The sequence below is a fragment of the Micromonospora sp. CNZ322 genome (genome assembly GCF_007827755.1).
Genome location: NZ_VITD01000008.1, coordinates 49,220 through 71,429, shown reverse-complemented (window position 1 = coordinate 71,429; position 22,210 = coordinate 49,220). Strand labels below are relative to the sequence as shown.

Here is a 22,210-nt window from a genome sequence, read left to right as displayed (position 1 = left end):
TGTCAACGCCACGACGAGCAGCCGCGCCCGGTTCCCGGCGCCGGGCCGACTGGTCGCTCCGACCTGGCCCCCGCGTCACCTCGCCGCGCCTTGCCGATGGCAGCTCCCGCCGTGCCGACGGGCGGCAGCGACGCGTACAGCCTGACCAGCTCGGCCAGGTAGCGCTCCGCGGACCAGTCCGTCGCCGCCGCCCGGCCGTCCCGGATCACGGCCCTGCGTAACTCCCGCTCGGTCAGCAGCCGGGTGAGTAGCGCCCCGAACGCCGCCGGGCTGGGCTCGGCGACCGGTCGGGTGGTGCCGGTGCCAGGCCGTTCGGCGAGCAGAGTGTCCACCATGGCCACCGGCAGTCCGTACGCCTCGGCCTCGGCGAGCACCAGGCCCTGCGTGTCGGTGGTGGAGGCGAACGCGAGCACGTCCGCCGCCCGGTAGTAGCCGCCGACCAGGTGGCGTGGTACCGGACGGAGCAGGTGCAGCGCGCCGGTGACGCCGTACCGGCGGGCCATCCGGCGGACCGCGCGCCGGTGCCGCCGGGCCCCGAGCAGCACCAACCGGGCGGCCGGCAACTCGCGGCGGACCTGGGCGAACGTGGCCAGCAGCAGCTCGGGATTCTTCTCCGGCGTGGCCCGCCCGACCGCCAGCAGCACCGGCGCGTCCGCCGGGATGCCGAGTCGGGCCCGCAGCCGCCGCCGGTCGTCGGCGTCGGCGTGCGGCGTGGCGGCCGGGGTCGGCAGGACCACGATCGGTGTACGCCCCGCCATCGTCGCCATCATCGCCGCGGTCTTCGCCGAAGGGGCGATGAGGACAGTGATGTGGGCCAGGAGGGTTCGCCCGAGCGCCGCCAGTCGGGCCTGTCGACCCGGTCCGGGGTGAGCGAGCGCCCACAGGTCGCCCGCGCGCCAGCGCAGGCCCAGCCGGAGGCCGGCGTACGCGGCCCCGATCGGGATCTCCGGGTAGTGCGCGGCGTACGCGACGAGGTCGGTGTGCCAGGTCAGCACGGTCGGTACGCCCCGGGTGGCGGCCCAACGCAGGCCGGCGACGCCGAGCGGGCCGGTGGTGTGCACGTGCACCACGTCGACCGGTGCGCTGGGCGCCCGGGGCAGCGCCAACCGGTACGGCCGGGTCGGCACCGACAGCGAGGGCACCTCGCCCGGTCGGCGGCGACACCGGGACAGTGGACCGGGGCAGTGCAGCGCGACCCGGTGCCCGGCGGCGCGCAGCAGCGCCACTGTGGTGCCGACCGAGGTGGCCACCCCCTCCGGGTTGGTGAGGTGGCTGTCGCTGACGTGGGCGATCCGCACCTTGCCATCGTCGCCCGCCCGCGCACCCCCGGCCGTCCCGTCCGCCCCGGGCGGGGAAACGGTTGGCGTGCCCGGGCCGGTTCTGCTGCACTACCCGCTGGCGACGACGAAGGGGGAGACGCTGTGGAGTTGACGCTGACGCCGATGACGGCACAGGAGCTGGACCGCTTGCGGGGGCCACTGGTGCAGGGGTACGCCGAGGACCTGGTGGCGCACCGGGGGATGACCCCGGAGGCGGCCCTGGCACGGTCGGTCGACCAGATCCGGGAGTCGCTGCCGGCGGGCGTGGCCACCGAGAGGGCGTTGCTGCGGGTGGGCCGGGTCGGCGACACCGAGGTCGGCTGGATCTGGGTGACCCTGCCGGCGGCCGCCGCCCCGGACCAGGCGTGGATCCACAACATCGAGGTGCACGAGGAGCATCGGGGACACGGGTACGCGCGGCGGATGATCCAGCTCATCGAGGCCGAACTCGCCCAGCTCGGCGTGCCCGAGCTGGGTCTGAACGTCTTCGGTTCGAACACCGTGGCGATCGGCCTCTACCGCAGTCTGGGCTTCGAGGTCACCTCGCAGCAGATGGCGAAGCGCCTCACCCCGGCGAGCTGAGCCGGCGGCGGCCCAGGGACGGGTCCCCTCGGCAGGACTGTTCACCTGCCCAGCGGGAAACCGGCGCGGACCGCACCTGGGGAGGAGCGACGGATGACGCACGGCGCCGGACTGACCATCGGTGTGCTGGGCTCGTACGGTGGGCGAAACCTCGGCGACGAGGCGATCCTCACCGGCCTGCTCACCGATCTGCGTACGCAGGAACCGAACGCCAGGATCATCGTCTTCTCCAGGAACCCGGAGCACACCAGGGCCGCGCACCCGGACGTCGAAGCGGTGCCCTGGGAGGGCGTGAGCCGTACCGACTCGGCCCTGGTCCTGGCCCAGCTCGACCTGCTCATCCTGGGCGGCGGCGGCATCCTGTACGACCGGGAGGCCCGCCGTTACCTGCGGGTGGTCCGGGTGGCCCAGGAACGCGGCCTGCCGCTGCTCACGTACGCGGTGGGGGTCGGGCCGCTCAGCGACGGCGTGGACACCGGCATGGTCCGGGAAACGCTCTCCAGCGCGACCCAGGTGACAGTCCGGGACCAGGAGTCCCGGATGGTGCTGGAGGAGGCCGGCCTGCTCAACCCGATCACGGTCACCGCGGACCCGGCGTTCCTCCTGCAACCGGAGGAGTTCCCGGCCCACCTGCTGGCCGAGGAGGGCGTGCCGGTCGGTAAGCGCCTCGTCGGGATCAGCGTGCGGGAGCCGGGCCGGGCCGCCGAACGCCTCGACGTGGACGGCTACCACCGGCTGCTGGCCCAGATCGGTGACTTCCTGGTGCACCGGATCGACGCGTACGTGCTGTTCGTACCGATGGAGCGCGACGACATCCGACACTCGCACGGGGTGCTGTCGCACATGGTCGCCGCCGAGCGAGGTCGAATCCTGCACGGCACCTACTCTCCGCAGCAGGTGCTGGGGCTGATGCGCCACTTCGACCTGGCCGTCGGCATGCGCCTGCACTTCCTGATCTTCGCGGCGATGGTCGGTACGCCGTTCCTGCCCCTGCCGTACGCCGGCAAGGTCTTCGACCTGGCCCAACGACTCGGCGTGCCGGCGCTACGCGGCGTGGAGCGGGAGGTCGAGGGGCCGCTGCTGGCCGAGGTCGACCGACTCTGGGACGAGCGGGAGCAACGCGCCGAGGCCACCGCACGACGGGTGGCGGAGGTGTGCGATCAGGCGCGGGGCACCTCGGAGGTCACCCGCGGCGTGTTGGAGAGCCTGCGAAGCCAGACCCTCACCCGGGTCTGAGCGGGCGGTCACACCGCCGGGCCGGTCCACCGGTAGCGCCACTCGCGGGCCTCCTCGCGGGCGGTCTCCAACTCGTAGATCTGCGCGTCGGCCAGCCCACCGGAGCCGAGGTGATGGTGGGTCAGCGGCGGACGGCCGTTGCTGTCCAGTTCGACGGTGATGGTCTGCCCGTCCGCCGTGCCGCCGACGAGAAGGATCTGCACGGATGAAGCCATGCGCCCATCCTGCCCGGCCTGACGCCCGCCCGCAGCGGATAGCAGGGCAGCGGGGCGCCCCGTCCGTGGCTAGGGTCGGCGGATGGAGCAGACGATCGATCCCACGCTCGGTCCGGTGCTCGCCCGCACCGGCGACGAACGCGCCGTCCTGACCTCGTTCCTCGACTTCCACCGGGCCGTGCTGCTGCGCAAACTGCGCGGTCTCTCCGACGCCGACGCCCGACGCCGGCTGGTGCCATCGGCAACCACGCTCGCCGGGCTGGTCAAGCACCTGACAATGGTCGAGCGGAACTGGTTTCCAACCCTGTTGGCCCCCGAGCCCGGCGACGTCTACCTGACCTCGGAGGAGGACGCAGTCGCCAGCTTCACGCTGAGCGACCAGGAAACCATCGTCGGGCTCACCGACGCGTACGAGCGAGCCTGCGCCCGCAGCCGGGCGGTCGCCGCGAGCATCGACCTCGACCACGTGGTGCCGCACCCGCAGCTCGGTGAGGTGTCGCTGCGGTGGATTCTGGTGCACATGATCGAGGAGACAGCCCGGCACGCGGGCCACGCCGACATCCTGCGCGAGCTGACCGACGGTGAGGCCGGCGCGCTCTGAGCCCCGGGTCGGCGCACGCCGTCGGCCGTCAACCGGTGGGCAACAGGCCCGGCGGATACTCCATCCCGTCATGCGTACAGGCCGCAGCGGCAACCCGTGCCGCGTACCGGGCGGCGCGCGCCAGTGGCTCACCGCGCAACCGGGCGGCGATCAGACCGGCCGCGAAGGCGTCGCCCGCCCCGTTGCTGTCCACCACCGGCTTTCCGGGAACGGCGGGCGGTACGGGCACCGCCGTGCCGTCGCCCGGGTACAGCTCGGCGCCGTCCGCGCCGCGGGTCACCACCACCGTCCGGGGCGCCAGCGTGCCGGCGAGCGACGCGGCCCGGTCGCCCAACCGCACCCCGCTCAGCAGAACCAGGTCGGCGACCTCCGCGAACGGCTGATGGTAGGTGTTCTCGCCGTCCCAGTCGTGCAGGTCGGTGGAGAGCGCCACGCCCGTCGGCACGGCAGCCCGCACTGCGGGCAGCAACGGCACCGTCCAGTCCATGATCGAGAGGTGGACGTGCCGGGCGTCGCGGACCAGTGCGGCCAACTCGGTGGCGGGAAACGGTGGACCACCCTGCCATGGGCGCGGGTCGTACAGCGACGTGCGCCGTCCGCCCGGGTCCACCAGGTTCACCGACCGGCGGGTGCCGCCCCGGTGCTCGGCCAGCAACGCCCGCACCTCGGCCCGGGTCAACGCCGCCCGGACCAGCTCACCGGCCGGATCCGCACCGAGGGTGTCGACAACCAGTACCCGCAGGCCGAGCGCCCGGGCGGCCAACGCCACCCCGGCGCCGGTGTTGCCGATCCGCAGCTCGATCGGCTCGACGGTGTGGGAATCGGCAGCCGGGAGCGGCAGCGCGGGCACCCGAACCCGTACGTCCACCCCAAGCCCGCCAAGAACCAGCAGATCGACCACAACGCCGACGCTAGCCCGTTGCCGCTCCCACCTCCAGAGCCCCGCGATCTTGCGCTTTCTGCCGCGACAAAAGGTGCACCGCTCGCAGAACACCGACAGGAACTGCAAGATCGCGCAGGTGGGGGGCGTCGGTCCGGTCAGCGGGGCCGCCTATCCTGGGGGCGGGCGGCGACTAGGGGGAGCAGGTGCTGGTCATCCACGGGCTGTGGTTGCCCGGCGGCAGCTCGACCGGCGGCCTCGCCGTCTGGGCCGAGGACAGCGCCGCACCGGTCCCCGCTGCGCGTTCGGGCCGGCCGGCCCGGGAACGCCCGCATCCCTTCGCCGCCGGGCACAGCGACCTGGCCGCCGTCCTCGCCGATGCCGCCGAGCCGACCCGGCCGGACACCGCGTTGCTCACCCTGCCCACCCTGGCCGGCGCGCCGACCGACTCACCCGAGTTGATCCGGACCACCGTCGCACCTGCCGCCCGCGGCCGGCTCACAGTGGCCGGGTGGCGGGTCCCCACACTGGTGTACGCCCCGGACGACGCCCTTTCGCTGCTGCAAGCCCTGGACGACATCCCGGCGGTGGCCGGGGCCACAGTGCGGCACCTCGCCGAGCTGGCCGATTTCGCCGCCGACCTGGTGACCCGTGGCCGCGTCCTCCCCGGCGTGCGCACGACGACGGCCTCCCAGATGCCCGGCGCTGGCGCGACGACGGCGTCGGACGGTGCCGAGCAGGTGCCCGCGCAGGCGGTCTGGCGTCCGCTGCTGACCGGCACCGACGCCGCCTGGGCGCGCTCGCTGGCGCTGGCCCTGCCACCGGCCGCCCGAGCCGCCGTCCTGCCGCCCGCCACCGCCGCGTTGCCGCCCACCGCCGCCGCTGGTCAGGGGCCACCCGGGAGCGCCGCCACCTCCGCCGCGACGACCGTTGGTTCGGGCGGGCCTGAGCTGACCGCTGCCGCCCTGGTCGCGGATGCGCTGGATGCGTTGACCGATGCTGCCGCACGGGCTGCGCTGGCGACCACCACGCTGGCCCGGGGGCTGCGCCCGGGTGGTCCGGCGCCGGCCTGGCTGGCCGCGCTCGCCGGCCCGCAGCGGGACTTCACCATCGACCCGGCCGGGCTGGCCACCCTCTCCGCCGAACTGGACGCCTGGCAGCGCGACGCCGCCGGTGGCCCGGTGCGGGCCAGTTTCCGCCTGGTGGAACCAGCCCCCGACGAGGTCACCGAACCGATCCTGGCCACTCGGGCGGTGCCCGCCAAGGGTGCGCCCGTGCCGGTGCCCGCCGACAGCGCGCCGGTGCCGGTCGGGTCGATCGGTGCCGGGCGCTGGCGGTTGGAGTTCGGGTTGCAGGCCGCTGACGAACCCGGCCTGCACGTCGACGCCGGGGACATCTGGCGAGCGCCGCAGACCCTCGGCGGCCTGGTTGGCCGGACGACCAGCCCGCAGGAGACGCTCCTCGCCGAGCTGGGTCGGGCCAGTCGGCTCTGGCCGGACCTGGACGCCGCGCTGCGCACCGCCGCCCCGGAGGCGATGGAACTCGACGTCGAGGGGGCGCACCGGTTCCTCAGTGCGGGCGCCCCGGTGCTGCACGCGGCCGGTTTCGGGGTGCTGCTGCCCTCCTGGTGGCAGCGTCCGTCGGCACGACTGGGCGCCCGGTTGCGGGCGCGCAGCCGCACCGCGCCGGGCACTGTGGGTGGCGCCGATGCCGGTGTCGGTCTGGACGCCCTGGTCGACTACCGCTGGGAGATCGCGCTCGGTGACCAGCCGCTCTCCGCCGAGGAGTTGGCGGCGTTGGCCGAGACGAAGACCCCGCTGGTTCGGCTCCGCGGCCGGTGGGTGGAGCTGGACCCGGGGCGGCTCGCGGCCGGGCTGCGCCTGCTTCGCTCCGCAGGCGAGTTGACCGTCGCCGACCTGCTCCGCCTCGGGCTGGCCGACGGCGAGGCCACCGGCGAGCTGCCGGTGCTGGAGGTGACCGCCGACGGGGCGTTGGGCGACCTGCTCGCCGGCGCGGTCGAGCGGCGGCTCACCCCACTGGACCCGCCACCGGGCTTCCGGGGAACGCTGCGGCCGTACCAGCAGCGGGGACTGGCGTGGCTTGCCTTCCTGCGCTCACTGGGCCTGGGCGGTGTGCTCGCCGACGACATGGGGCTGGGCAAGACTGTGCAACTGCTCGCGCTGCTCGCCGGGGACCCACCGGAGGCCGGGCCGACCCTGCTGGTCTGTCCGATGTCGCTGGTCGGTAACTGGCAGCGGGAGGCGGCACGGTTCACCCCGGAGCTGCGGGTGCACGTACACCATGGTGCCGAGCGGGCGCGGGGCGCGGAGTTCACAGCGGCCGCGCACGGCGCGGACCTGGTCCTCACCACCTACTCGGTGGCCGCCCGCGACGCCGTCGACCTGGCCGGCATCGACTGGCACCGGGTGGTGGTGGACGAGGCGCAGGCGATCAAGAACGCGTCGACCCGGCAGGCCGAGGCGGTTCGCGCGCTGCCCGCCCGGCAGCGGGTGGCGGTGACCGGTACGCCGGTGGAGAACCGCCTCGCCGACCTCTGGTCGATCATGCAGTTCGCCAACCCGGGTCTGCTCGGGCCGGCCGCGACGTTCCGCAAACGGTTTGCCGAGCCGATCGAGCGGCACGGCGACGCCGAGGCCGCCGAGCGGCTCCGCCGGATCACCGGCCCGTTCGTGTTGCGCCGACTCAAGACCGACTCGTCGATCATCTCCGACCTTCCGGAGAAGCTGGAGATGGAGGTGCTCTGCAACCTCACGGCGGAGCAGGCCGCGCTGTACCGGGTGGTGGTCGACGACATGCTGGCCCGGATCGAGACCAGCGACGGCATCGAACGACGTGGCCTGGTGCTGGCCACCATGACCCGCCTCAAGCAGGTCTGCAACCACCCCGCCCAGCTGCTGCGCGACGGCTCACCGCTGGAGGGCCGCTCCGGCAAGCTGGCTCGGCTCACCGAGATCCTGGAGGAGGTGCTGGCGGCGGGGGAGCGGGCACTGCTCTTCACCCAGTACGCCGAGTTCGGTGCGATGTTGCGGGGTCACCTGTCGGCGCGGTTCGGCCGGGAGGTGCTGTTCCTGCACGGTGGCCTCGGAAAGGCCGAGCGGGACGCCCTGGTGCAGCGTTTCCAGTCGGCGGAGGGCCCGCCGCTGTTCGTCCTCTCCCTCAAGGCCGGCGGCACGGGGCTGACCCTGACCGCCGCGAACCACGTGGTGCATGTGGACCGGTGGTGGAACCCGGCGGTCGAGGACCAGGCCACCGACCGGGCGTTCCGGATCGGGCAGCGCCGGCGGGTGCAGGTGCGCAAGTTCGTGTGCGCCGGCACTGTCGAGGAGAAGGTGGCCGCGCTGATCGCGGACAAGCGCAGCCTCGCCGAGCGGGTGGTCGGCACCGGCGAGCAGTGGATCACCGAGTTGTCCACCGGCCAGTTGCGGGACCTGTTCGCCCTGGAAGCCGGCGCGGTGGTGGAGTGACGGACTTCGCCGACTACGGGCGCCCGCGTCGGGTCGACGGGGGTCTGCGGGCGCGCAGTGCCCGGGGCGCGATCGGCCGGTCCTGGTGGTCGCGGCGTTTCCTGGAGGTGCTGGAGTCGTTCGCGCTCGGCACCCGGTTGACCCGGGGCCGGTCCTACGCGCGGGCCGGTCAGGTGCTCACGCTCGACATCACACCCGGGCGGGTCACCGCGGTGGTGCAGGGCTCCCGGCCGCAGCCGTACCAGGTGTCGATCGCGCTGAAGCCGTTCCCGGCGGCGCTCTGGTCCCGAATCGAGGACGAGCTGGCAGGGCAGGCGTTCTTCAGCGCCCGGCTGCTCGCCGGGGACCTCCCCGACGAGTTGGAGGAGCTGTTCGCGGCCGCCGGCGCGCCGCTCTTCCCGGCCGCCGTGGGCGAGTTGACCCAGCGGTGCAACTGCCCCGACTTCGCGGTGCCCTGCAAGCACCTCGCGGCGACGTTCTACCTGCTGGCCGAGGCGTTCGACGCGGACCCGTTCGAGCTGCTGCACTGGCGTGGCCGGTCCCGCGCGGAGTTGCTCGACGAACTCCGCGCCCGGCGGGCCGCGACCACCGGTGCCACAGCACCGCCCCCACCGGTCGACCCACCGTCCGGACCGGACGATGCGGTGTCGACAGTGGACGTCGTGGCGCCGGTCGGTGCCGCCCGGGCGCTCGCCGGGCTGTCGGCGACGCCGCTGGCGGATACGGCGGACCGTTTCTGGTCAGCGCCGGTGCCGCTGCCGGATCGGCCGCCCCGACTGGTGACCGGCACCGACCTGCTGCTGCGCCAGCTCGGAGCGCCGGCCCCGGCCATCGGTGGGCCGGGACTGCTCGAGCGGTTGCGCCGCGCGTACCGGGCGTTCGGTCCGGCTGACAGGTGAGCTGTCACGTCCACCGGTTCACCCGTCCCGTTGAGCGGTTGAGCAGTCACGTCCAGCGGCGGCGGAACCGCCACATGATCGCGGCATTGGCCACCAGCACCACCGCGCAGATCGCGCCGGTGAGTCGACCGGCGAACACGGCTATCGCCGGCAGCGACGCCCACAGCACGATGGTCAACAACATCAGGTAGCGGCCCCTGCGGGCTCGGGCCCGATGGTCCAGCCGGTTGAAGAAGGCCGGATCACTTTCCCGGAGCTGACGGGTGATCTGGTCGAATCTGCGCTGATCCTCTTTGCTGAGCATGGCGCTGCCTTCCCCTCACGCGTTCAGCGGTTCGGCGGCATACCCGCTGCGGTGGCGGCTCACGCTCGCCCGCTACTGCTACTTTTCCTCCACGCGAGTGCGCCTCATGTCCGGCTTACCTGAACCTTAAGTTTGCCTTTGGTGGTGAACGACGCCGAAACTGTCGCGTACGGCGGCCTGGTCCGATCCGTGCTCGGCTGCCGCGCGTACGCCCTGCTGGGAAGGTCTGCGGGCAGACCCATCCCGCCACCCACCGCGGACGTCGCACTGAGCGCTGTCTTAAGTGCCCTCACGAGTGGGTTCCGGCCACCTTGAAGGGCCCTGGGGCCTTGGTTACCTTGCCGTAGCAACCCCCTCAGGCAACAGTCGCCGCACCTGCCGCACCTGCCCGGTAGCAGCTTTCGGCGCTCATCAGAAATCGGGATTGGTACATGGCCGACCAGAATGTGCCACCACGTCGACCGCGGGACGACCGCGGTTGGGACGGACATCAGCACCCCAACGCTGACGGCTACGGCGACCCCCACACGCCAGCGCCCTACGGCTACGACTCGCCCCACCCCTACCAGGGCGGCTGCGCCGCGCAGGCCGACCCGCGTGAGCAGTACGCCGGGCAGCCCGCGCCTGCCCCGCGCGGTCCGCAGTGGGTTGGCCCGGAGGGCCTTGGCCGCCCGGCCCCGGCACGACCGGCCGGTACCGGACTGCCCACCCTCGACGATGACAACGAGCCGGGTCGCAAGGTCGGCCGACGTAAGGCGATGGTGGCCCTCGGCGGCACCGCCGCCGTCGTCGCCGGTGGCGCGGCGCTCGCCATGACCCCGCAGATCCGTGGCCTCTTCGGCGACGAGGCGGCGGCCGGCGACGCGACCGGCAGCACGGTGACCGACGGCACCGCGGCGCGGCCCAGCGGCCAGCAGCCCAGCACCGTGCGTACCTACACCGAACAGAACGAAAGCTACATGGGCTCCCGGGCCGGTGAGGCGCTGAAGAAGAACGCGCCGGCCGGTGGGCGGACCTTCTCCGGCCCGGCAGCGGCCGCGGCGGCGACCAAGGTGACAGTGAAGACGGTGCTGGCCAAGGACCCGATCCTGCACCTGGCCCGGCGCGCCACCTTCGGCGCGACGCCCGCGGTGATCGCCGACATCAAGCGCGAGGGCATGGACGCCTGGATCCGCGCCCAGCTGGACCCGGGAAAGTTGGAGCCGAGCAAGGGCGAGCTGAAGCTCGCCGAACTGCCGACCCAGAAGCTCTCCGTGCAGCAGCTGCGCGACCAGCGGGACAAGCTCAACGAGCAGGACGCCCACCCGGAGCGGGAGATGGTCGACGCCACCATCGCCCGGCAGATCTGGTCCAAGCGCCAGTTGTTCGAGGTGATGGTCGACTTCTGGAACGACTTCCTGCACGTCGCTGCGGACTTCGACGGCGGCGAGGTGTACCGCAACTCGTTCGACCAGGACGTCGTGCGTAAGCACGCGCTGGGCAGCTACCCGGAGATGCTGGTCGCCGCGAACAAGCACCCGGCGCTGCTGATCTACCTGAACCAGAAGGACTCCCGCAAGGACGCGATCAACGAGAACCTCGCCCGGGAGAACCTCGAGCTCTACTCGGTCGGCGTCGACGGCGGCTACAAGGAGCCCGACGTCCGGCAGGCCGCCATGTTGCAGACCGGCCGCGGTGTGGACGACAAGGGCAAGTACGTCTTCCGCCCCGAGCAGCACTACGTCGGCAAGGTGAAGATCCTCGGCTTCACCCACGCGAACAACTCGGCCGACCCGAAGAAGGCCGAAGCGGCGATCGACGCGTACATCACCTACATCGCGACGCACCCGTCGACAGCGAAGTACGTGGCGCAGAGCCTGGCCACCCGGTTCGTCTCGGACACCCCGCCGAAGTCCCTGGTGGACCGGCTGGCCAAGACGTACACCACGAACAAGGGCATGATCAAGCCGGTCCTGATGACGCTGTTCTGCTCCTCGGAGTTCTGGGCCGGTGTGGGCCAGAAGGTGCGTCGGCCGATGGAGTACCTGGTCGCCACGTACCGCACCCTGGGCGTCTCGCCCGAGGCGTCGCCGAAGCACAACAACGGCGACAGCAAGCGCACCGCGTACGCCCGGGGGCTGCGCCAGATCCACGACAAGATGCGCGAGCTGGGTCAGTCCCCGATGGGTCATCCGACCCCGGACGGCTACCCGGACGTCTACGTCGCCTGGACCTCGGCCGGCACCATGGTCAACGGCTGGAACGAGGCGGGCGAGATCCTCGCCGGCTACCGCACCACCTTCACGTACACGGCGCCGGAGAAGCTGGTGGCCAAGCCACCGGCGACGGCCGGGGCGTACGTGGACGCGCTCTCCCTGCGGCTGGTGGGCCAGAAGTTGAGCACGCGGGAGAAGAACCTCATCCTCGGCGTGGCCGGTGTGGCGGCGACCACCAAGGTCGACGCCACGTTCAACGGGGCCATCACCGCCGTCGCGCGGGCGATCCTCGCTTCCCCCCAGCACCACCTCCGGTGAGGCACCCGATGGAGAAGACTGTGTACAACTCTTTCCCCCTGCACCCCGAATGCCCCGACGTGCGACGGCTGGCCGACAACCCGGCCGAGGCGTTGCTGCGCGCCGAGGCGGACATCGTCGCCGCCGAGAACGCCGCCGAGTTCGACAGGTACCGCACCCTGGAGAACCTGGAGGAGGCCCAGCAGGACGGTCGCGGCGTGACCCGGCGGACCTTCGTCGCCGGTGCCGCGGCCACCGCCACCGCGCTGGCCACCGCCCAGTTCGTCACCACCTCGGCGTCGTTCGCGGCGACCAAGACCGGCACCCTGATCCACGTCTTCCTCTACGGCGGGCTGGACGGCCTGAGCCTGATCGCGCCGGACAACGACGCGGTGCTCAACAAGGCCCGGCCCGACCTGCTGCTCGGCAACGACTCGCTGTCCCTGGGCCGCGGCTTCAAGCTGACCAGCGCGTTCAAGCCGCTGGAGAAGTGGCTCACTGCCGGTCAGCTCGGCTTCATCCCGGCGGTCTCCGACGAGCGGCTGTCCCGCAGCCACTTCCAGGCCGCCGACGCCTGCAACCTGGGCGGGCTGCCCAACGAGACCGGCGGCCGGGGTTGGCTCGACGGTCTGGTCGACAACCTGGGCAAGGGCACCGCGTTCCGCAGCGTCGGCATCGGCAGCACCCTGCCGCGTTCGCTGGTCGGCAACAACGGCGCGCTGTCGCTGAACAACGTCGGCTCCCTGCGGCTCAACGGTGACGAGCGGTTCCGGGCCGCCACCGAGAAGGCCATCAAGGGACTCTTCACCGGGATCAACCACCCGGTCGAGGAAGCCGTGCAGGAGGGCATGGGCGCGCTGGCCACCGCCCAGAAGCTCGCCGCCAAGCCGTACCAGCCCGCCGAGGGCGTCAAGTACGAGGGCGTCGGCAACGCGTTCCAGCAGCTCGCCCAGTTGATCAAGGGTGGCGCCAACGTCCGGGTCGCCACCGTCGGCATGGGCGGCTACGACACCCACGAGAACCAGGGCACCCGCGAGGGCGGCCAGCTGCACCGCCGGCTCAACGAGCTGGCCAGCGCCATGGCCGCGTTCTTCACCGACCTCGGCCCGAAGGCCGCCGACGTGACGATCATGGTGTCCAGCGAGTTCGGCCGTCGGGTCGGCTCCAACAACAACGGCACCGACCACGGGCACGGCGGCGTGGTCACCCTGCTGTCCGGCAAGAAGCTGGCCGGTTCGCTGCTGGGCACCTGGAACGGTCTGGACAAGCTGGACTCCGGTGACGTGCCGGAGTACAACAACATGTTCAACGTCTACGGCGCCGTGGCGCAGGGCCGGTTCGGGCTCACCAACGCGGAGGTCGACAAGGTCTTCCCCCGCCAGAAGTACGCGCCGATGAAGCTGTACGCGTGACGCATTCGCACACCCACGCCGCCGGCCGTCGTACCGGGACCTCGTCCCGGCACGGCGGCCGGTCGGCTGCGCCCGTACCCCCGCAGATCCCGGACCGGCGCGGGCCCGGCGGCCGACGGCTGCTCGGCGTGCTGCTCCTGGTCGGCCTGCTCGCCAGCGTGCTGCCGTGGTGGTTGGGCACCCCCGCCGGATCGTTGCGGACCACCGCGGCCACCGTCACCGCGGCCGGCCGGATCACCGGCCTGGTCGCCGGCTACCTGCTGCTGGTGCAGGTGCTGATGATGAGCCGACTGCCGGTGCTGGAACGGTGGATCGGCGGCGAGCACACGGCCCGCTGGCACCGGGACATCGGCGCCACCCTGCTGGTCGCCGTGCTGGCGCACATGTCGCTGATCCTGGTCGGCTACGCCGACCTGCGTAAGCAGTCGGTCCTCGCCGAGGTCGGCACGTTGCTCGGCGACTACGAGGACATGGTCTCGGCATTCGTCGCGGCCGGCATCATGATGCTCGTCGGGTTCAGCAGCATCCGGGCGATCCGGCGGGCGTTGCCCTACGAGATGTGGCACCTGCTGCACCTGTCCAGCTACCTGGTCCTGCTGCTCGGCTTCGGCCACCAGTTCACCCACGGCGCGCAGCTGTACCGGCCCGGCCCGGTGCGCACCGGCTGGATCGCGCTCTACGTGCTGGTGGTCGCCGCCCTGCTCTGGGGCCGCGTGATCGCACCGCTGGCGTTCAACCTGCGCTACAAGCTGCGGGTCGCCGACGTGGTCGCCGAGAGCACCGACACCATCTCCATCTACCTCACCGGGGAGCGGCTCGGCCGGCTGGCCATGCTCGGCGGCCAACATTTCCGCTGGCGGTTCCTCACCCGGGGCTGCTGGTGGCAGTCGCACCCGTTCTCCGTCTCCGCCGCCGCCAACGGCCGCTGGCTGCGGGTCACCGTCAAGGTGGTCGGCACCCACACCGCCGACCTGCGCGACCTGGAACCGGGCACCCGGGTCTGGGCCGAAGGCCCGTCGGGCACCTTCACCGCCGCGCACCGGCTCGGCGAGCGGGCGCTGCTGATCGCCGGTGGCAGCGGCATCACGCCGATCCGGGCCATGCTGGAGGAGTTGCCGCCGGGCGCCGCGCTGATCTACCGGGCCCGCACACCGGCCGACGTGCTGCTCAGCCGCGAGTTGGACTGGCTGGCCCAGGAACGCCACACCTCCGTCTGGTACGTCATCGGCTCCCGCGACGACCCCGGCCCCCGCCAGTTGATGAGCCCGGACGGGCTGCGGCAACTGGTGCCCGACGTGGCCCGGCGCGACGTCTACCTGTGCGGGCCGCCCGGTCTGGTGGAACAGTCGGTGCGGGCACTGCGGCGGGCCGGCGTGCCCCGACGGCAGATCCACCTGGCCACATTCGAGCTGTAGGAAGGCATCCCCATGCGTCGCGCGCTCCTCGCGATCACCGGCCTGGCCGCCAGCACCACCGCGCTTGTGGTGTTCAAGGGCTCGCCAGGCACCAGCCAGGTCGCCCAGAACCTGCCGACCGCCCAGCCGGTCAACCCCTCCGGGCCGGGCACCGACCCCGGCGCCCTCGCGGATGCACCGGGCACCGACCCGGCCGGCGGCACGCCGACGTCATCGGAAAGCGCCAAGCCGTCGACGTCGCCCAAGCCCGGCAAGACCACCGCGCGCCCGTCGGGCACCAAGACGACGAAGGCCCCCAGCGCTCCGCGGACCACCACCAAGGCACCCCAGTCGACAACGCGTCGGGTTACCGGAACCGGCTTCGACGCGGTTGAGGGCAGGGAGAAGTACGGGTTCGTGCAGGTGCAGATCGTCGTCTCCGGCAACCGGATCGTCGACGCCGTCGCGCTGTCGCTGCCCAGCGGGGGTGAATCCGACATCCACAGCGGCGACGTCCGTGTCGCCTACGACGGCAGCGGTGCCGAGGTGGTGCAGAAGCAGAGCGCCAACCTCAACACCGTCTCCGGTGCCACAGCGACCAGCGACGCCTACAAGAAGTCGCTGCGGTCCGCCATCGAGCAGGCATTCTGACGTGCGGGCCACGCTGACCCGGCCCGGGCTGTGCCGGGTCGAACAGATCATGGGTACGACGATCACCCTGGACCTCGCCGACGATCTGCCACCGGCGACAGTGCGCGAGCTGGCGGACGAGGTCTTCGCCTGGATGCACGAGGTCGACGCGCGGTTCAGCACCTACAAGCCGGACAGCGAGGTGTGCCGCTTCGACAGGGGCGAGGTGTTGCTCTCCGAGGCGTCAGCGGACCTGCGGTACGTGCTGGAGACCTGCGCCGACCTGTGGGGCGCCACCGACGGGTTCTTCGACGCGTACGCCACCGGTCGGCTCGACCCGTCCGGCTACGTCAAGGGCTGGGCCGCTCAGGTCGCCTCGGACCGCCTCGTCGCCGCCGGGGCCGTCAACCACTGCGTGAACGCTGGCGGCGACGTACGGGTGCGGGGCCTGTCGCCGTCGGGGGAGCCGTGGCGCATCGGCATCCGGCACCCGTGGGACGCGATGGCGGCCTGTCTGGTGCTCAGCGGGACCGACCTGGCGGTTGCCACGTCCGGCGTCTACGAGCGGGGCCGGCACGTGCTGGACCCGCGCCGGGGCGCACCGGCCAGTGGGCTGCGCTCGGTGACTGTGGTCGGCACGGACCTCGGGTTGGCCGACGCGTACGCCACCGCCGCCCTCGCCATGGGCACCCCCGGCCTCAACTGGCTGGCCCGCCTGGACGACCACACCCACGCGGCGATAACCGACAACGCCCGCCAGTACCACTCCGCCGACCTCCCCCTGACCGACTAGCGGAGGGGGCGGTGGGTGCCGGCTGGGCGGGAGCCGGTGGGGCGTGGGCGGCCGGGGCGGGACCCGGACGGTCGGGTGCCGGCCCAGCGGCGCCCCGGGTGGCTGCGCCGGGGCGGCTCGGTGCCGCCGGGGTGAGGCGCTCTGTCGTTGGTGGACATCGTTCCCCCGTTCGTGGCGCGCGTTCGCACCGTCCCCCTGTCAACGAGGACCGACGCCTCGGCGACGCTGTCGGGCACCGGATCGAATCGTCGACCGGGCCGGTGTCACATGCCTCGTCGGGGCAGCGGCAGGTGACCGGGGAGCAGGTCGGGGGCGAGCGTCACCCCGGCGGCGCGCAGCGCCCCGATCAACGTGTTCTGCACGAGGTACGAATCCGGAAGCTGCCAGCGCGCCTGCTCCGGGGCGACCGCCCAGCGGACAGTGCCCTCCGGCAGCCGGGTGGGCGGCGCGGGGATCCACGAGCCCGGCCCGTGCCGGACCACGTGGAAGCAGTGCTCCAACTCCGGTCGGAGCGGGTCGCCGGGGCGGACCAGGAACATCCACCGGCCGGTGGGCGTGACCAGCACCGGTCCGCGTACGCCGGTGCCGGCCGGGTGGATCTGGACCGCGTCGAGCACGTGTCGGCCCAGGTGGGCGGGCACCTCCAGCACGTCGAAGGCCCGGCCGGTGGGCAGCAGCACCCCGTGTGGCCGGCTCCGCCACCAGGTCGCCACCCGGGCCGGGTCGGCGCTGGCGGCCAACTCCCAGTTCTCCAGGGCGGGGTGGCAGCCCACTGTGGGACAGCCGGCCCGGCCGCAGACGAAGCGGCTGCGGGCCAGGCAGGCACCCGGGGTGACCTCCCAGCCGTGTACCGCGTACCGGATGGCGACCCGGCGCAGCCGGACCCGTTCCAGCGGCGACAGTTCGGCAACGCGCGGTACGACATTCCCCCACATGTGTGCCAACTCCTCTCGTCGGGCCCGGCGTTCGCCAGGTCGCATGTCGAGCACCGTCACTGCCGTAACCCACGATCGTTGAGGTTGACGAACGGCTCGTGCAACTTGCACGAAAAGTACGAGGACTGGCTGTACGGCTGACGTACATCCTGTGCGACCAGGCAAAACCTGAAAGTGAACGGCAGTCGCCGCACCCGCGGACATCGCCCCGACTCAATTGGTCGTCGGTGGCAGGGGAGGATGGGGAGATGGACGAGCTACCCATAGGACGGCGAGTTGCCTACTGGCGGGGGCGACGCAAGATGTCGCAGCAGGTCTTCGCGGACCGGCTGGGCAAGTCCAAGAGCTGGGTGGACAAGGTCGAACGCGGCGTCCGACGGTTGGACAAGTTCTCCGTCCTGTACGAGATCGCCGACATCCTCCAGATGGACGTCCAGCTGCTGATGGGCAAGGACCCGGAGCGGCGCGCCGACGCCCTCAACTGCATCGACCAGGTCGAGGTGCAGGAGATCCGGGCGGCGCTGGAACGCTACGACTCGATGAGCGCGTACTTCGACGCGGCGCCGTACCCGCCGCCGATGGACGACATGCGCAAGGCCGTCAACCACGCCTGGCTCACCTACCAGTACGGCCGCTACGGGATGCTCACCCGGGCGTTGCCCAAGCTGCTGCGCGACGCCCAGGCTGCCGACGCCGCCTACGGCGGTGGGCAGGCTGCCGAGGCGGCCCATCTGCTCGGCCAGGTCTACCAGATCGCCTCCTCGGTGCTGCGCAAGCTCGGCGAGTGCGAGCTCGCCTGGTTGGCCGCCGACAGGTCGATGGCGGTGGCCCAGCGGGCCGACGACCCGCTGCTCGCCGGGATCGCCACCACCCGGGTGTGCAACGCCCTGGTCGCGATGGGCCGGGCCCGCCCCGCGCTGGAGCTGAACGTCCAGATCGCCAACCGGCTGGCACCGGGTGGCAGCAACGAGGTCTCCCCGGCCCGCCTCTCCGTCTACGGGATGCTGCTGCTCCAGGGCGCGATGGCCGCGTCCCGCATCGGTGACTCGGCCAGCGTCGACGACCTGATCAACTGCGCGCAGGAGGCCGCCACCCTGCTCGGCGGCGACCACAACCACTACTGGACGTCGTTCGGCCCGACCAACGTTGAGCTGCACCGGGCCGCCGCCGCTGTGGAGCTGGGCGACGGAGGGCGGGCCGTGGAGGTGCACCAGCTGCGCATCGCGGAGCCCGCCTTCAACGCGCTGCTGCCCGAGCGCCGCGCCCACCACCTGCTCGACATCGCCCGCGGGTACGCCCAGATAGGTGACGTGGCGAACGCCGGCGAGATGCTGCTGCTCGGTGATCGGCTCGCCCCGTCGGAGATCCGCTGCCGGCCGATCGCGCACGAGGTGATGTCCGACATCCTTCGTCGCACACGTGGTGCGCCGCCTTCTCCGGTAGCGGAGTTGGCTGAGCACATGGGAGTAGGGGTATGAGCGCGGAGCCGGTCTGATGGCCGGTGCAGCGCACAACAGCGGGCACCGCGAGGTGCTCTACGTCATCGCCTGCGGTTCGCCGCTGGCCCGGCACGTCGGTCGTCTGGTCGACCTCGCCCAACAGGACGGTTGGGACGTCTGCGTGGTCGCCACGCCGGACGGCGCGAAGTTCGTCGACCAGTCGGCCCTGATTCGGCAGACCGGCCACCCGGTGCGGACGCACTACAAGAATCCCGGTGACCCGGACGTGCTGCCGCCCGCCGACGCCATGATCGTCTGCCCGGCCACCGTCAACACGGTCAACAAGTGGGCCGCCGGGATCACCGACACCCTGGCGCTCGGGCTTCTGGTCGAGGCTCAGGGCAAGGGCGTCCCCATCGTGGCGGTGCCGTACACCAACGCGGCGATGGCCTGCCACCCGGCGTTTCGTGCCGGGGTGGCCCGGTTGGCCGAGTGGGGTGTCACTGTGCTCTTCGGCGACGATGTGATCGCTCTGCACCCGCCCGGGACGGGGGAACAGCACCTGCACGCCTTCCCCTGGGCGATGCCGCTGGCCGCATTGCAGACCGTCTCCTGGACCGCCGCCTAGCGCGTCCGGCAGATCTTCCACCCGACGCGGCCGGGCCGGGTGTCACCGCCCGGCCGCCCCGACGCCGGTAAGCTGGCCCGCCGTGAGCACAAGCGGATCCGCCCCCACAGTCAGCGACGTGGTGGCCGCGCTGGAACGGCGCTTTCCGCCGGTCTGGGCGGAGGAGTGGGATCGGGTGGGCCTGGTGCTCGGTGAGCCGGCCGCCCCGGTCCGCCGGGTGCTCTGCGTGGTCGACGTGGTGCCCGAGACTGTCGACGAAGCCCTCGCCGCCAACGCGGACATGATCGTCGCGCATCACCCGCTGCTGCTGCGCGGGGTGTCGTCGGTCGCCGCGACGACCTTCAAGGGGCGGATCATCCACCAGTTGATCCGGGCCGGGGTGGCGCTCTACGCGGCGCACACCAACGCCGACGTGGCCTCCCCGGGCGTCTCCGACGCCCTCGCCGCCCGCTTCGGGCTCACCGGTCTGCGCCCACTTCAACGACCCGCGCCCGGCTCGCCCGCCCACGGCGACGACAGGGGGTTCGGCCGGATCGGCGAACTGCCCCAGCCGATGACCCTCGCCGAGCTGACCCGGCACGCGGCAGCGGTGCTCCCCGTCACGTCCTGGGGAGTTCGCGCGGCGGGGGATCCCGGGCGTATGGTTCGTACCCTCGCCGTCAGCGGCGGGTCGGGGGACAGCTTCCTCGGCGCCGCGACCGCCGCCGGGGTGGACGCGTTCCTCACCGCCGACCTGCGGCACCACCCGGCCGGCGAGCACCTCGCCGCCGATGGTCCCGCCCTGATCGACGCCGCCCACTGGGCGACCGAACGACCGTGGCTGGACGACCTGGCAGCCTTCCTCCGGGAGGCGCTGGACGTCGAGACGCTGGTGTCCGACCTGGACACCGACCCGTGGACCGTGCACGCCGCCGCACCCGCTGTGGACGACAAGGAGCCCGACCGTGAAGGCTGACCCTCAGGTGCAGCGCCGCCTGCTCGACCTCCAGGCGATCGACACCAACCTCGCCCAGCTCGCCCACCGCCGGCGGTCGCTGCCCGAGCGGGCCGAGCTGGAGTCGCTGGCTCGGGAGCTGTCGTCGATGGAGGACGAGCGGGTCCGCGCCCAGGTGGCGGTGGACGACCTGGACCGGGACATCGCCCGGTTGGAGAAGGACGTCGAGCAGGTCCGGGCCCGCAAGGAGAAGGACGAGAACCGGCTTGCCGCCGGCACCGGCCCGGCCCGCGAGCTGGAGGCGCTCCAGCACGAGCTGGTCTCGCTCAAGCGCCGCCAGGGCGACCTGGAGGACGCCGAGCTGGAGCTGATGGAGCAGCGCGAGACCGCGCAGGGCGTACTGGACGGCGTGGAGCAGCGGCTGGCCGAGACCCGGGACAAGCGGGCCGCGACCGAGCAGCGCCGCGACGAAGCGCTGGCCGAGATCGCCAAGGAGGAGGAGTTCAAGCGGGGCGCCCGTCAGCCGCTCGCCGCCGACCTCCCCAGCGATCTGGTAACCCTGTACGACAAGATCCGCGAGGACACCGGGTTGGGTGCCGCGTTGCTCACCGGCGGCCGCTGCGGCGGGTGCCGCCTGGACCTGTCCGGCGCCGACCTGGCCCGGATCCGCAAGGCCGCCCCCGACGACGTGGTCCGCTGCGAGGACTGCCGACGGATCATGGTCCGCACCAACGAGTCGGGCCTGTAGGTCGTGGCGCCGCGCGTGGTCTCCATGGAGGCCGACGGTGGGTCCCGGGGCAACCCCGGCCCCGCCGGCTACGGCGCGGTGGTCCGCGACCCGGAGACCGGCGAGGTGCTCGCCGAGCGCTCCGAGTCGCTCGGCACGGCCACCAACAACGTCGCCGAGTACCAGGGCCTGATCGCCGGGTTGACCGCCGCCGCCGAGCTGGGCGCCGTCGAGGTGGACGTCCGGATGGACTCCAAGCTTGTGGTCGAGCAGATGTGCGGCCGGTGGCAGATCAAGCACCCCGGCCTGCGGCCCCTCGCCGCCCAGGCCGCCGCGCTGGTGGGCCGGTTCAGCGCGGTCCGGTTCAGCTGGATTCCGCGCGAGCAGAACCGGCACGCCGACGCCCTCGCCAACGCCGCCATGGACGCCGCCGCGGGTCGTCCGTCGGCGACCGCGGCCCCCGCCCGTCCTGCGACTACTGCGGCCGCCGGCCAGCCCTCGACGACGCCCGCCGCCCCGATCATCGGCAGCGACCCGGCGACCGCGCCGGCCTCCTGGGAGCCACGGCCGACCTTCACCGCCACCCGGCTCATCCTGGTCCGGCACGGCGAGACCCCGTACACCGAGCAGCGGCGCTACTCCGGGCGCGGCGACGTGCCGCTCTCCGAGCGTGGCCGGGCCCAGGCCCGCGCCACCGGCACCCGGGTGGCCGAGCTGGCCCCGTCCGTCGCGGCAGTGCTCAGCTCACCGTTGTCCCGGTGTACGGCCACCGCGGCGTCGATCGCCGGGGCGCTCGGCGGTGACGTGCCGGTCCGCACCGAGGACGACCTGATCGAGTGCGACTTCGGCCAGTGGGAGGGGCGCACCTTCGCCGAGGTACGCCAGCAGTGGCCGGGGGAGATGGACGCCTGGCTCGCCTCACCCCGGATCGCGCCGCCGGGCGGGGAGTCGTTCACCCAGGTCGCCGAACGCGCGCACCGCGTCATCAGCGGGCTGCTCACCGCGTACCCCGGTGAGACAGTGGTGGTCGTCTCGCACGTCTCGCCGATCAAGCTGATGCTGCGCGACGCCCTCGCGGCCGGCGACGGTTTCCTGCACCGGCTCTTCCTGGACGCGGCCGGCATCTCGGTGCTCGACATGTGGCCCGACGGCGGCGTGGCAGTGCGCACTGTCAACGACACCGCCCACCTCGCCAGCCTCGACTGAGCCGCCGCACCCTTCGTTGGTAGGGCCGGTCGGCCGCGCCGTTCGGCGCAGCCGGCCGGCCGTTCGGCGCAGCACCCTCCGGGCGGGTCAGGTGACCGC

20 protein-coding genes and 1 pseudogene are annotated in these 22,210 nt (G+C 72.6%); 16 read left to right on the top strand and 5 right to left on the bottom strand.

Annotated features, from left to right (window positions below; genetic code table 11):
* Window positions 1–2: 2 nt before the first annotated feature.
* Complete coding sequence (locus tag FB453_RS19815; protein WP_145792268.1) at window positions 3–1,298, bottom strand: glycosyltransferase; 1,296 nt, start codon at window positions 1,296–1,298, stop codon at window positions 3–5.
* Window positions 1,299–1,421: 123 nt separating this feature from the next.
* Here FB453_RS19815 and FB453_RS19810 point away from each other — a divergent pair, with 123 nt between their 5' ends.
* Both FB453_RS19810 and FB453_RS19805 read left to right on the top strand, forming a co-directional pair.
* Window positions 1,422–1,901: a GNAT family N-acetyltransferase gene (locus FB453_RS19810; protein WP_112582602.1), complete on the top strand. Its 480-nt coding sequence runs from the start codon at window positions 1,422–1,424 to the stop codon at window positions 1,899–1,901.
* Window positions 1,902–1,994: 93 nt separating this feature from the next.
* Window positions 1,995–3,137, top strand: a complete 1,143-nt coding sequence (locus FB453_RS19805) for a polysaccharide pyruvyl transferase family protein (RefSeq protein WP_112582603.1) — start codon at window positions 1,995–1,997, stop codon at window positions 3,135–3,137.
* Between the two features lie 8 nt (window positions 3,138–3,145).
* Here FB453_RS19805 and FB453_RS19800 read toward each other — a convergent pair whose 3' ends face one another.
* Window positions 3,146–3,352 (bottom strand): hypothetical protein, encoded by a 207-nt coding sequence (locus tag FB453_RS19800; RefSeq protein ID WP_030488784.1) that lies wholly within the window; start codon window positions 3,350–3,352, stop codon window positions 3,146–3,148.
* A gap of 82 nt (window positions 3,353–3,434) precedes the next feature.
* Here FB453_RS19800 and FB453_RS19795 point away from each other — a divergent pair, with 82 nt between their 5' ends.
* Window positions 3,435–3,953, top strand: a complete 519-nt coding sequence (locus FB453_RS19795) for a DinB family protein (protein WP_112582604.1) — start codon at window positions 3,435–3,437, stop codon at window positions 3,951–3,953.
* Between the two features lie 28 nt (window positions 3,954–3,981).
* On the opposite strand, the gene FB453_RS19790 is transcribed toward FB453_RS19795, so the two are convergent.
* Window positions 3,982–4,854, bottom strand: a complete 873-nt coding sequence (locus FB453_RS19790; RefSeq protein ID WP_145792265.1) for a carbohydrate kinase family protein — start codon at window positions 4,852–4,854, stop codon at window positions 3,982–3,984.
* A 185-nt stretch (window positions 4,855–5,039) separates the two neighbouring features.
* Here FB453_RS19790 and FB453_RS34965 point away from each other — a divergent pair.
* The 3 genes and pseudogenes from FB453_RS34965 to FB453_RS19780 all read left to right on the top strand — a co-directional run.
* Window positions 5,040–6,044: pseudogene (locus FB453_RS34965) on the top strand (ATP-dependent helicase); the annotation flags it as partial.
* 324 nt (window positions 6,045–6,368) lie between these two features.
* Window positions 6,369–8,318, top strand: a complete 1,950-nt coding sequence (locus FB453_RS34960) for a DEAD/DEAH box helicase (RefSeq protein WP_486480355.1) — start codon at window positions 6,369–6,371, stop codon at window positions 8,316–8,318.
* Window positions 8,315–9,217: an SWIM zinc finger family protein gene (locus FB453_RS19780; protein ID WP_145792261.1), complete on the top strand. Its 903-nt coding sequence runs from the start codon at window positions 8,315–8,317 to the stop codon at window positions 9,215–9,217. The genes FB453_RS34960 and FB453_RS19780 overlap by 4 nt, the downstream gene beginning before the upstream one ends.
* A 46-nt stretch (window positions 9,218–9,263) precedes the next feature.
* Here FB453_RS19780 and FB453_RS19775 read toward each other — a convergent pair whose 3' ends face one another.
* On the bottom strand, window positions 9,264–9,521 hold the full coding sequence (locus FB453_RS19775; RefSeq protein WP_091409372.1) for a DUF3040 domain-containing protein: 258 nt from the start codon (window positions 9,519–9,521) through the stop codon (window positions 9,264–9,266).
* 431 nt (window positions 9,522–9,952) lie between these two features.
* Between FB453_RS19775 and FB453_RS19770 the strand changes: the two genes are divergently transcribed.
* The 5 genes from FB453_RS19770 to FB453_RS19750 are packed head-to-tail and all read left to right on the top strand — an operon-like array spanning window position 9,953 to window position 16,242.
* Complete coding sequence (locus tag FB453_RS19770; RefSeq protein WP_145792259.1) at window positions 9,953–12,034, top strand: DUF1800 family protein; 2,082 nt, start codon at window positions 9,953–9,955, stop codon at window positions 12,032–12,034.
* An 8-nt stretch (window positions 12,035–12,042) separates the two neighbouring features.
* Window positions 12,043–13,425: a DUF1501 domain-containing protein gene (locus tag FB453_RS19765; protein ID WP_145792257.1), complete on the top strand. Its 1,383-nt coding sequence runs from the start codon at window positions 12,043–12,045 to the stop codon at window positions 13,423–13,425.
* Window positions 13,422–14,840, top strand: a complete 1,419-nt coding sequence (locus FB453_RS19760; RefSeq protein WP_145792255.1) for a ferredoxin reductase family protein — start codon at window positions 13,422–13,424, stop codon at window positions 14,838–14,840. Before FB453_RS19765 ends, FB453_RS19760 begins: the two co-directional genes overlap by 4 nt.
* A 12-nt stretch (window positions 14,841–14,852) precedes the next feature.
* A complete protein-coding gene (locus FB453_RS19755; protein ID WP_145792252.1) occupies window positions 14,853–15,470 on the top strand; it encodes an FMN-binding protein in 618 nt (205 codons plus the stop codon).
* Between the two features lie 49 nt (window positions 15,471–15,519).
* Window positions 15,520–16,242 carry an FAD:protein FMN transferase gene (locus FB453_RS19750; RefSeq protein ID WP_145792647.1) on the top strand — a complete coding sequence of 241 codons (723 nt, stop codon included), beginning with the start codon at window positions 15,520–15,522 and terminating at the stop codon, window positions 16,240–16,242.
* A 263-nt stretch (window positions 16,243–16,505) separates the two neighbouring features.
* Here the strand turns inward: FB453_RS19750 and FB453_RS19745 are convergent, their stop codons facing one another.
* Window positions 16,506–17,177 carry a bifunctional DNA primase/polymerase gene (locus tag FB453_RS19745; protein ID WP_091409390.1) on the bottom strand — a complete coding sequence of 224 codons (672 nt, stop codon included), beginning with the start codon at window positions 17,175–17,177 and terminating at the stop codon, window positions 16,506–16,508.
* Window positions 17,178–17,425: 248 nt separating this feature from the next.
* Here FB453_RS19745 and FB453_RS19740 point away from each other — a divergent pair, with 248 nt between their 5' ends.
* The 5 genes from FB453_RS19740 (at window position 17,426) to FB453_RS19720 (ending at window position 22,111) form a co-directional block, all read left to right on the top strand.
* On the top strand, window positions 17,426–18,655 hold the full coding sequence (locus tag FB453_RS19740) for a helix-turn-helix domain-containing protein (RefSeq protein WP_112582611.1): 1,230 nt from the start codon (window positions 17,426–17,428) through the stop codon (window positions 18,653–18,655).
* Between the two features lie 16 nt (window positions 18,656–18,671).
* Entirely contained in the window at window positions 18,672–19,244 is a 573-nt protein-coding gene (locus FB453_RS19735) for a flavoprotein (RefSeq protein WP_145792249.1), read from the top strand.
* Window positions 19,245–19,362: 118 nt separating this feature from the next.
* Complete coding sequence (locus tag FB453_RS19730) at window positions 19,363–20,199, top strand: Nif3-like dinuclear metal center hexameric protein (protein WP_486480354.1); 837 nt, start codon at window positions 19,363–19,365, stop codon at window positions 20,197–20,199.
* Window positions 20,189–20,926, top strand: coding sequence for a CT398-like coiled coil hairpin domain-containing protein (locus FB453_RS19725; RefSeq protein ID WP_145792244.1), 738 nt, complete (start codon window positions 20,189–20,191; stop codon window positions 20,924–20,926). Before FB453_RS19730 ends, FB453_RS19725 begins: the two co-directional genes overlap by 11 nt.
* A 3-nt stretch (window positions 20,927–20,929) precedes the next feature.
* Entirely contained in the window at window positions 20,930–22,111 is a 1,182-nt protein-coding gene (locus FB453_RS19720; protein WP_145792242.1) for a bifunctional RNase H/acid phosphatase, read from the top strand.
* Window positions 22,112–22,210 lie beyond the last annotated feature (99 nt).

What these genes read in the sequence shown, in the direction of transcription:
- FB453_RS19795 (WP_112582604.1), top strand. Translation starts at nt 3,435, where the DNA reads ATGGAGCAGACGATCGATCCCACGCTCGGTCCGGTGCTCGCCCGCACC.
- FB453_RS19770 (WP_145792259.1), top strand. Translation starts at nt 9,953, where the DNA reads ATGGCCGACCAGAATGTGCCACCACGTCGACCGCGGGACGACCGCGGT.
- FB453_RS19750 (WP_145792647.1), top strand. Translation starts at nt 15,520, where the DNA reads ATGGGTACGACGATCACCCTGGACCTCGCCGACGATCTGCCACCGGCG.
- FB453_RS19805 (WP_112582603.1), top strand. Translation starts at nt 1,995, where the DNA reads ATGACGCACGGCGCCGGACTGACCATCGGTGTGCTGGGCTCGTACGGT.
- FB453_RS34960 (WP_486480355.1), top strand. Translation starts at nt 6,369, where the DNA reads ATGGAACTCGACGTCGAGGGGGCGCACCGGTTCCTCAGTGCGGGCGCC.
- FB453_RS19775 (WP_091409372.1), bottom strand. Translation starts at nt 9,521, where the DNA reads ATGCTCAGCAAAGAGGATCAGCGCAGATTCGACCAGATCACCCGTCAG.
- FB453_RS19755 (WP_145792252.1), top strand. Translation starts at nt 14,853, where the DNA reads ATGCGTCGCGCGCTCCTCGCGATCACCGGCCTGGCCGCCAGCACCACC.
- FB453_RS19745 (WP_091409390.1), bottom strand. Translation starts at nt 17,177, where the DNA reads ATGTGGGGGAATGTCGTACCGCGCGTTGCCGAACTGTCGCCGCTGGAA.
- FB453_RS19740 (WP_112582611.1), top strand. Translation starts at nt 17,426, where the DNA reads ATGGACGAGCTACCCATAGGACGGCGAGTTGCCTACTGGCGGGGGCGA.
- FB453_RS19800 (WP_030488784.1), bottom strand. Translation starts at nt 3,352, where the DNA reads ATGGCTTCATCCGTGCAGATCCTTCTCGTCGGCGGCACGGCGGACGGG.
- FB453_RS19735 (WP_145792249.1), top strand. Translation starts at nt 18,672, where the DNA reads ATGGCCGGTGCAGCGCACAACAGCGGGCACCGCGAGGTGCTCTACGTC.
- FB453_RS19765 (WP_145792257.1), top strand. Translation starts at nt 12,043, where the DNA reads ATGGAGAAGACTGTGTACAACTCTTTCCCCCTGCACCCCGAATGCCCC.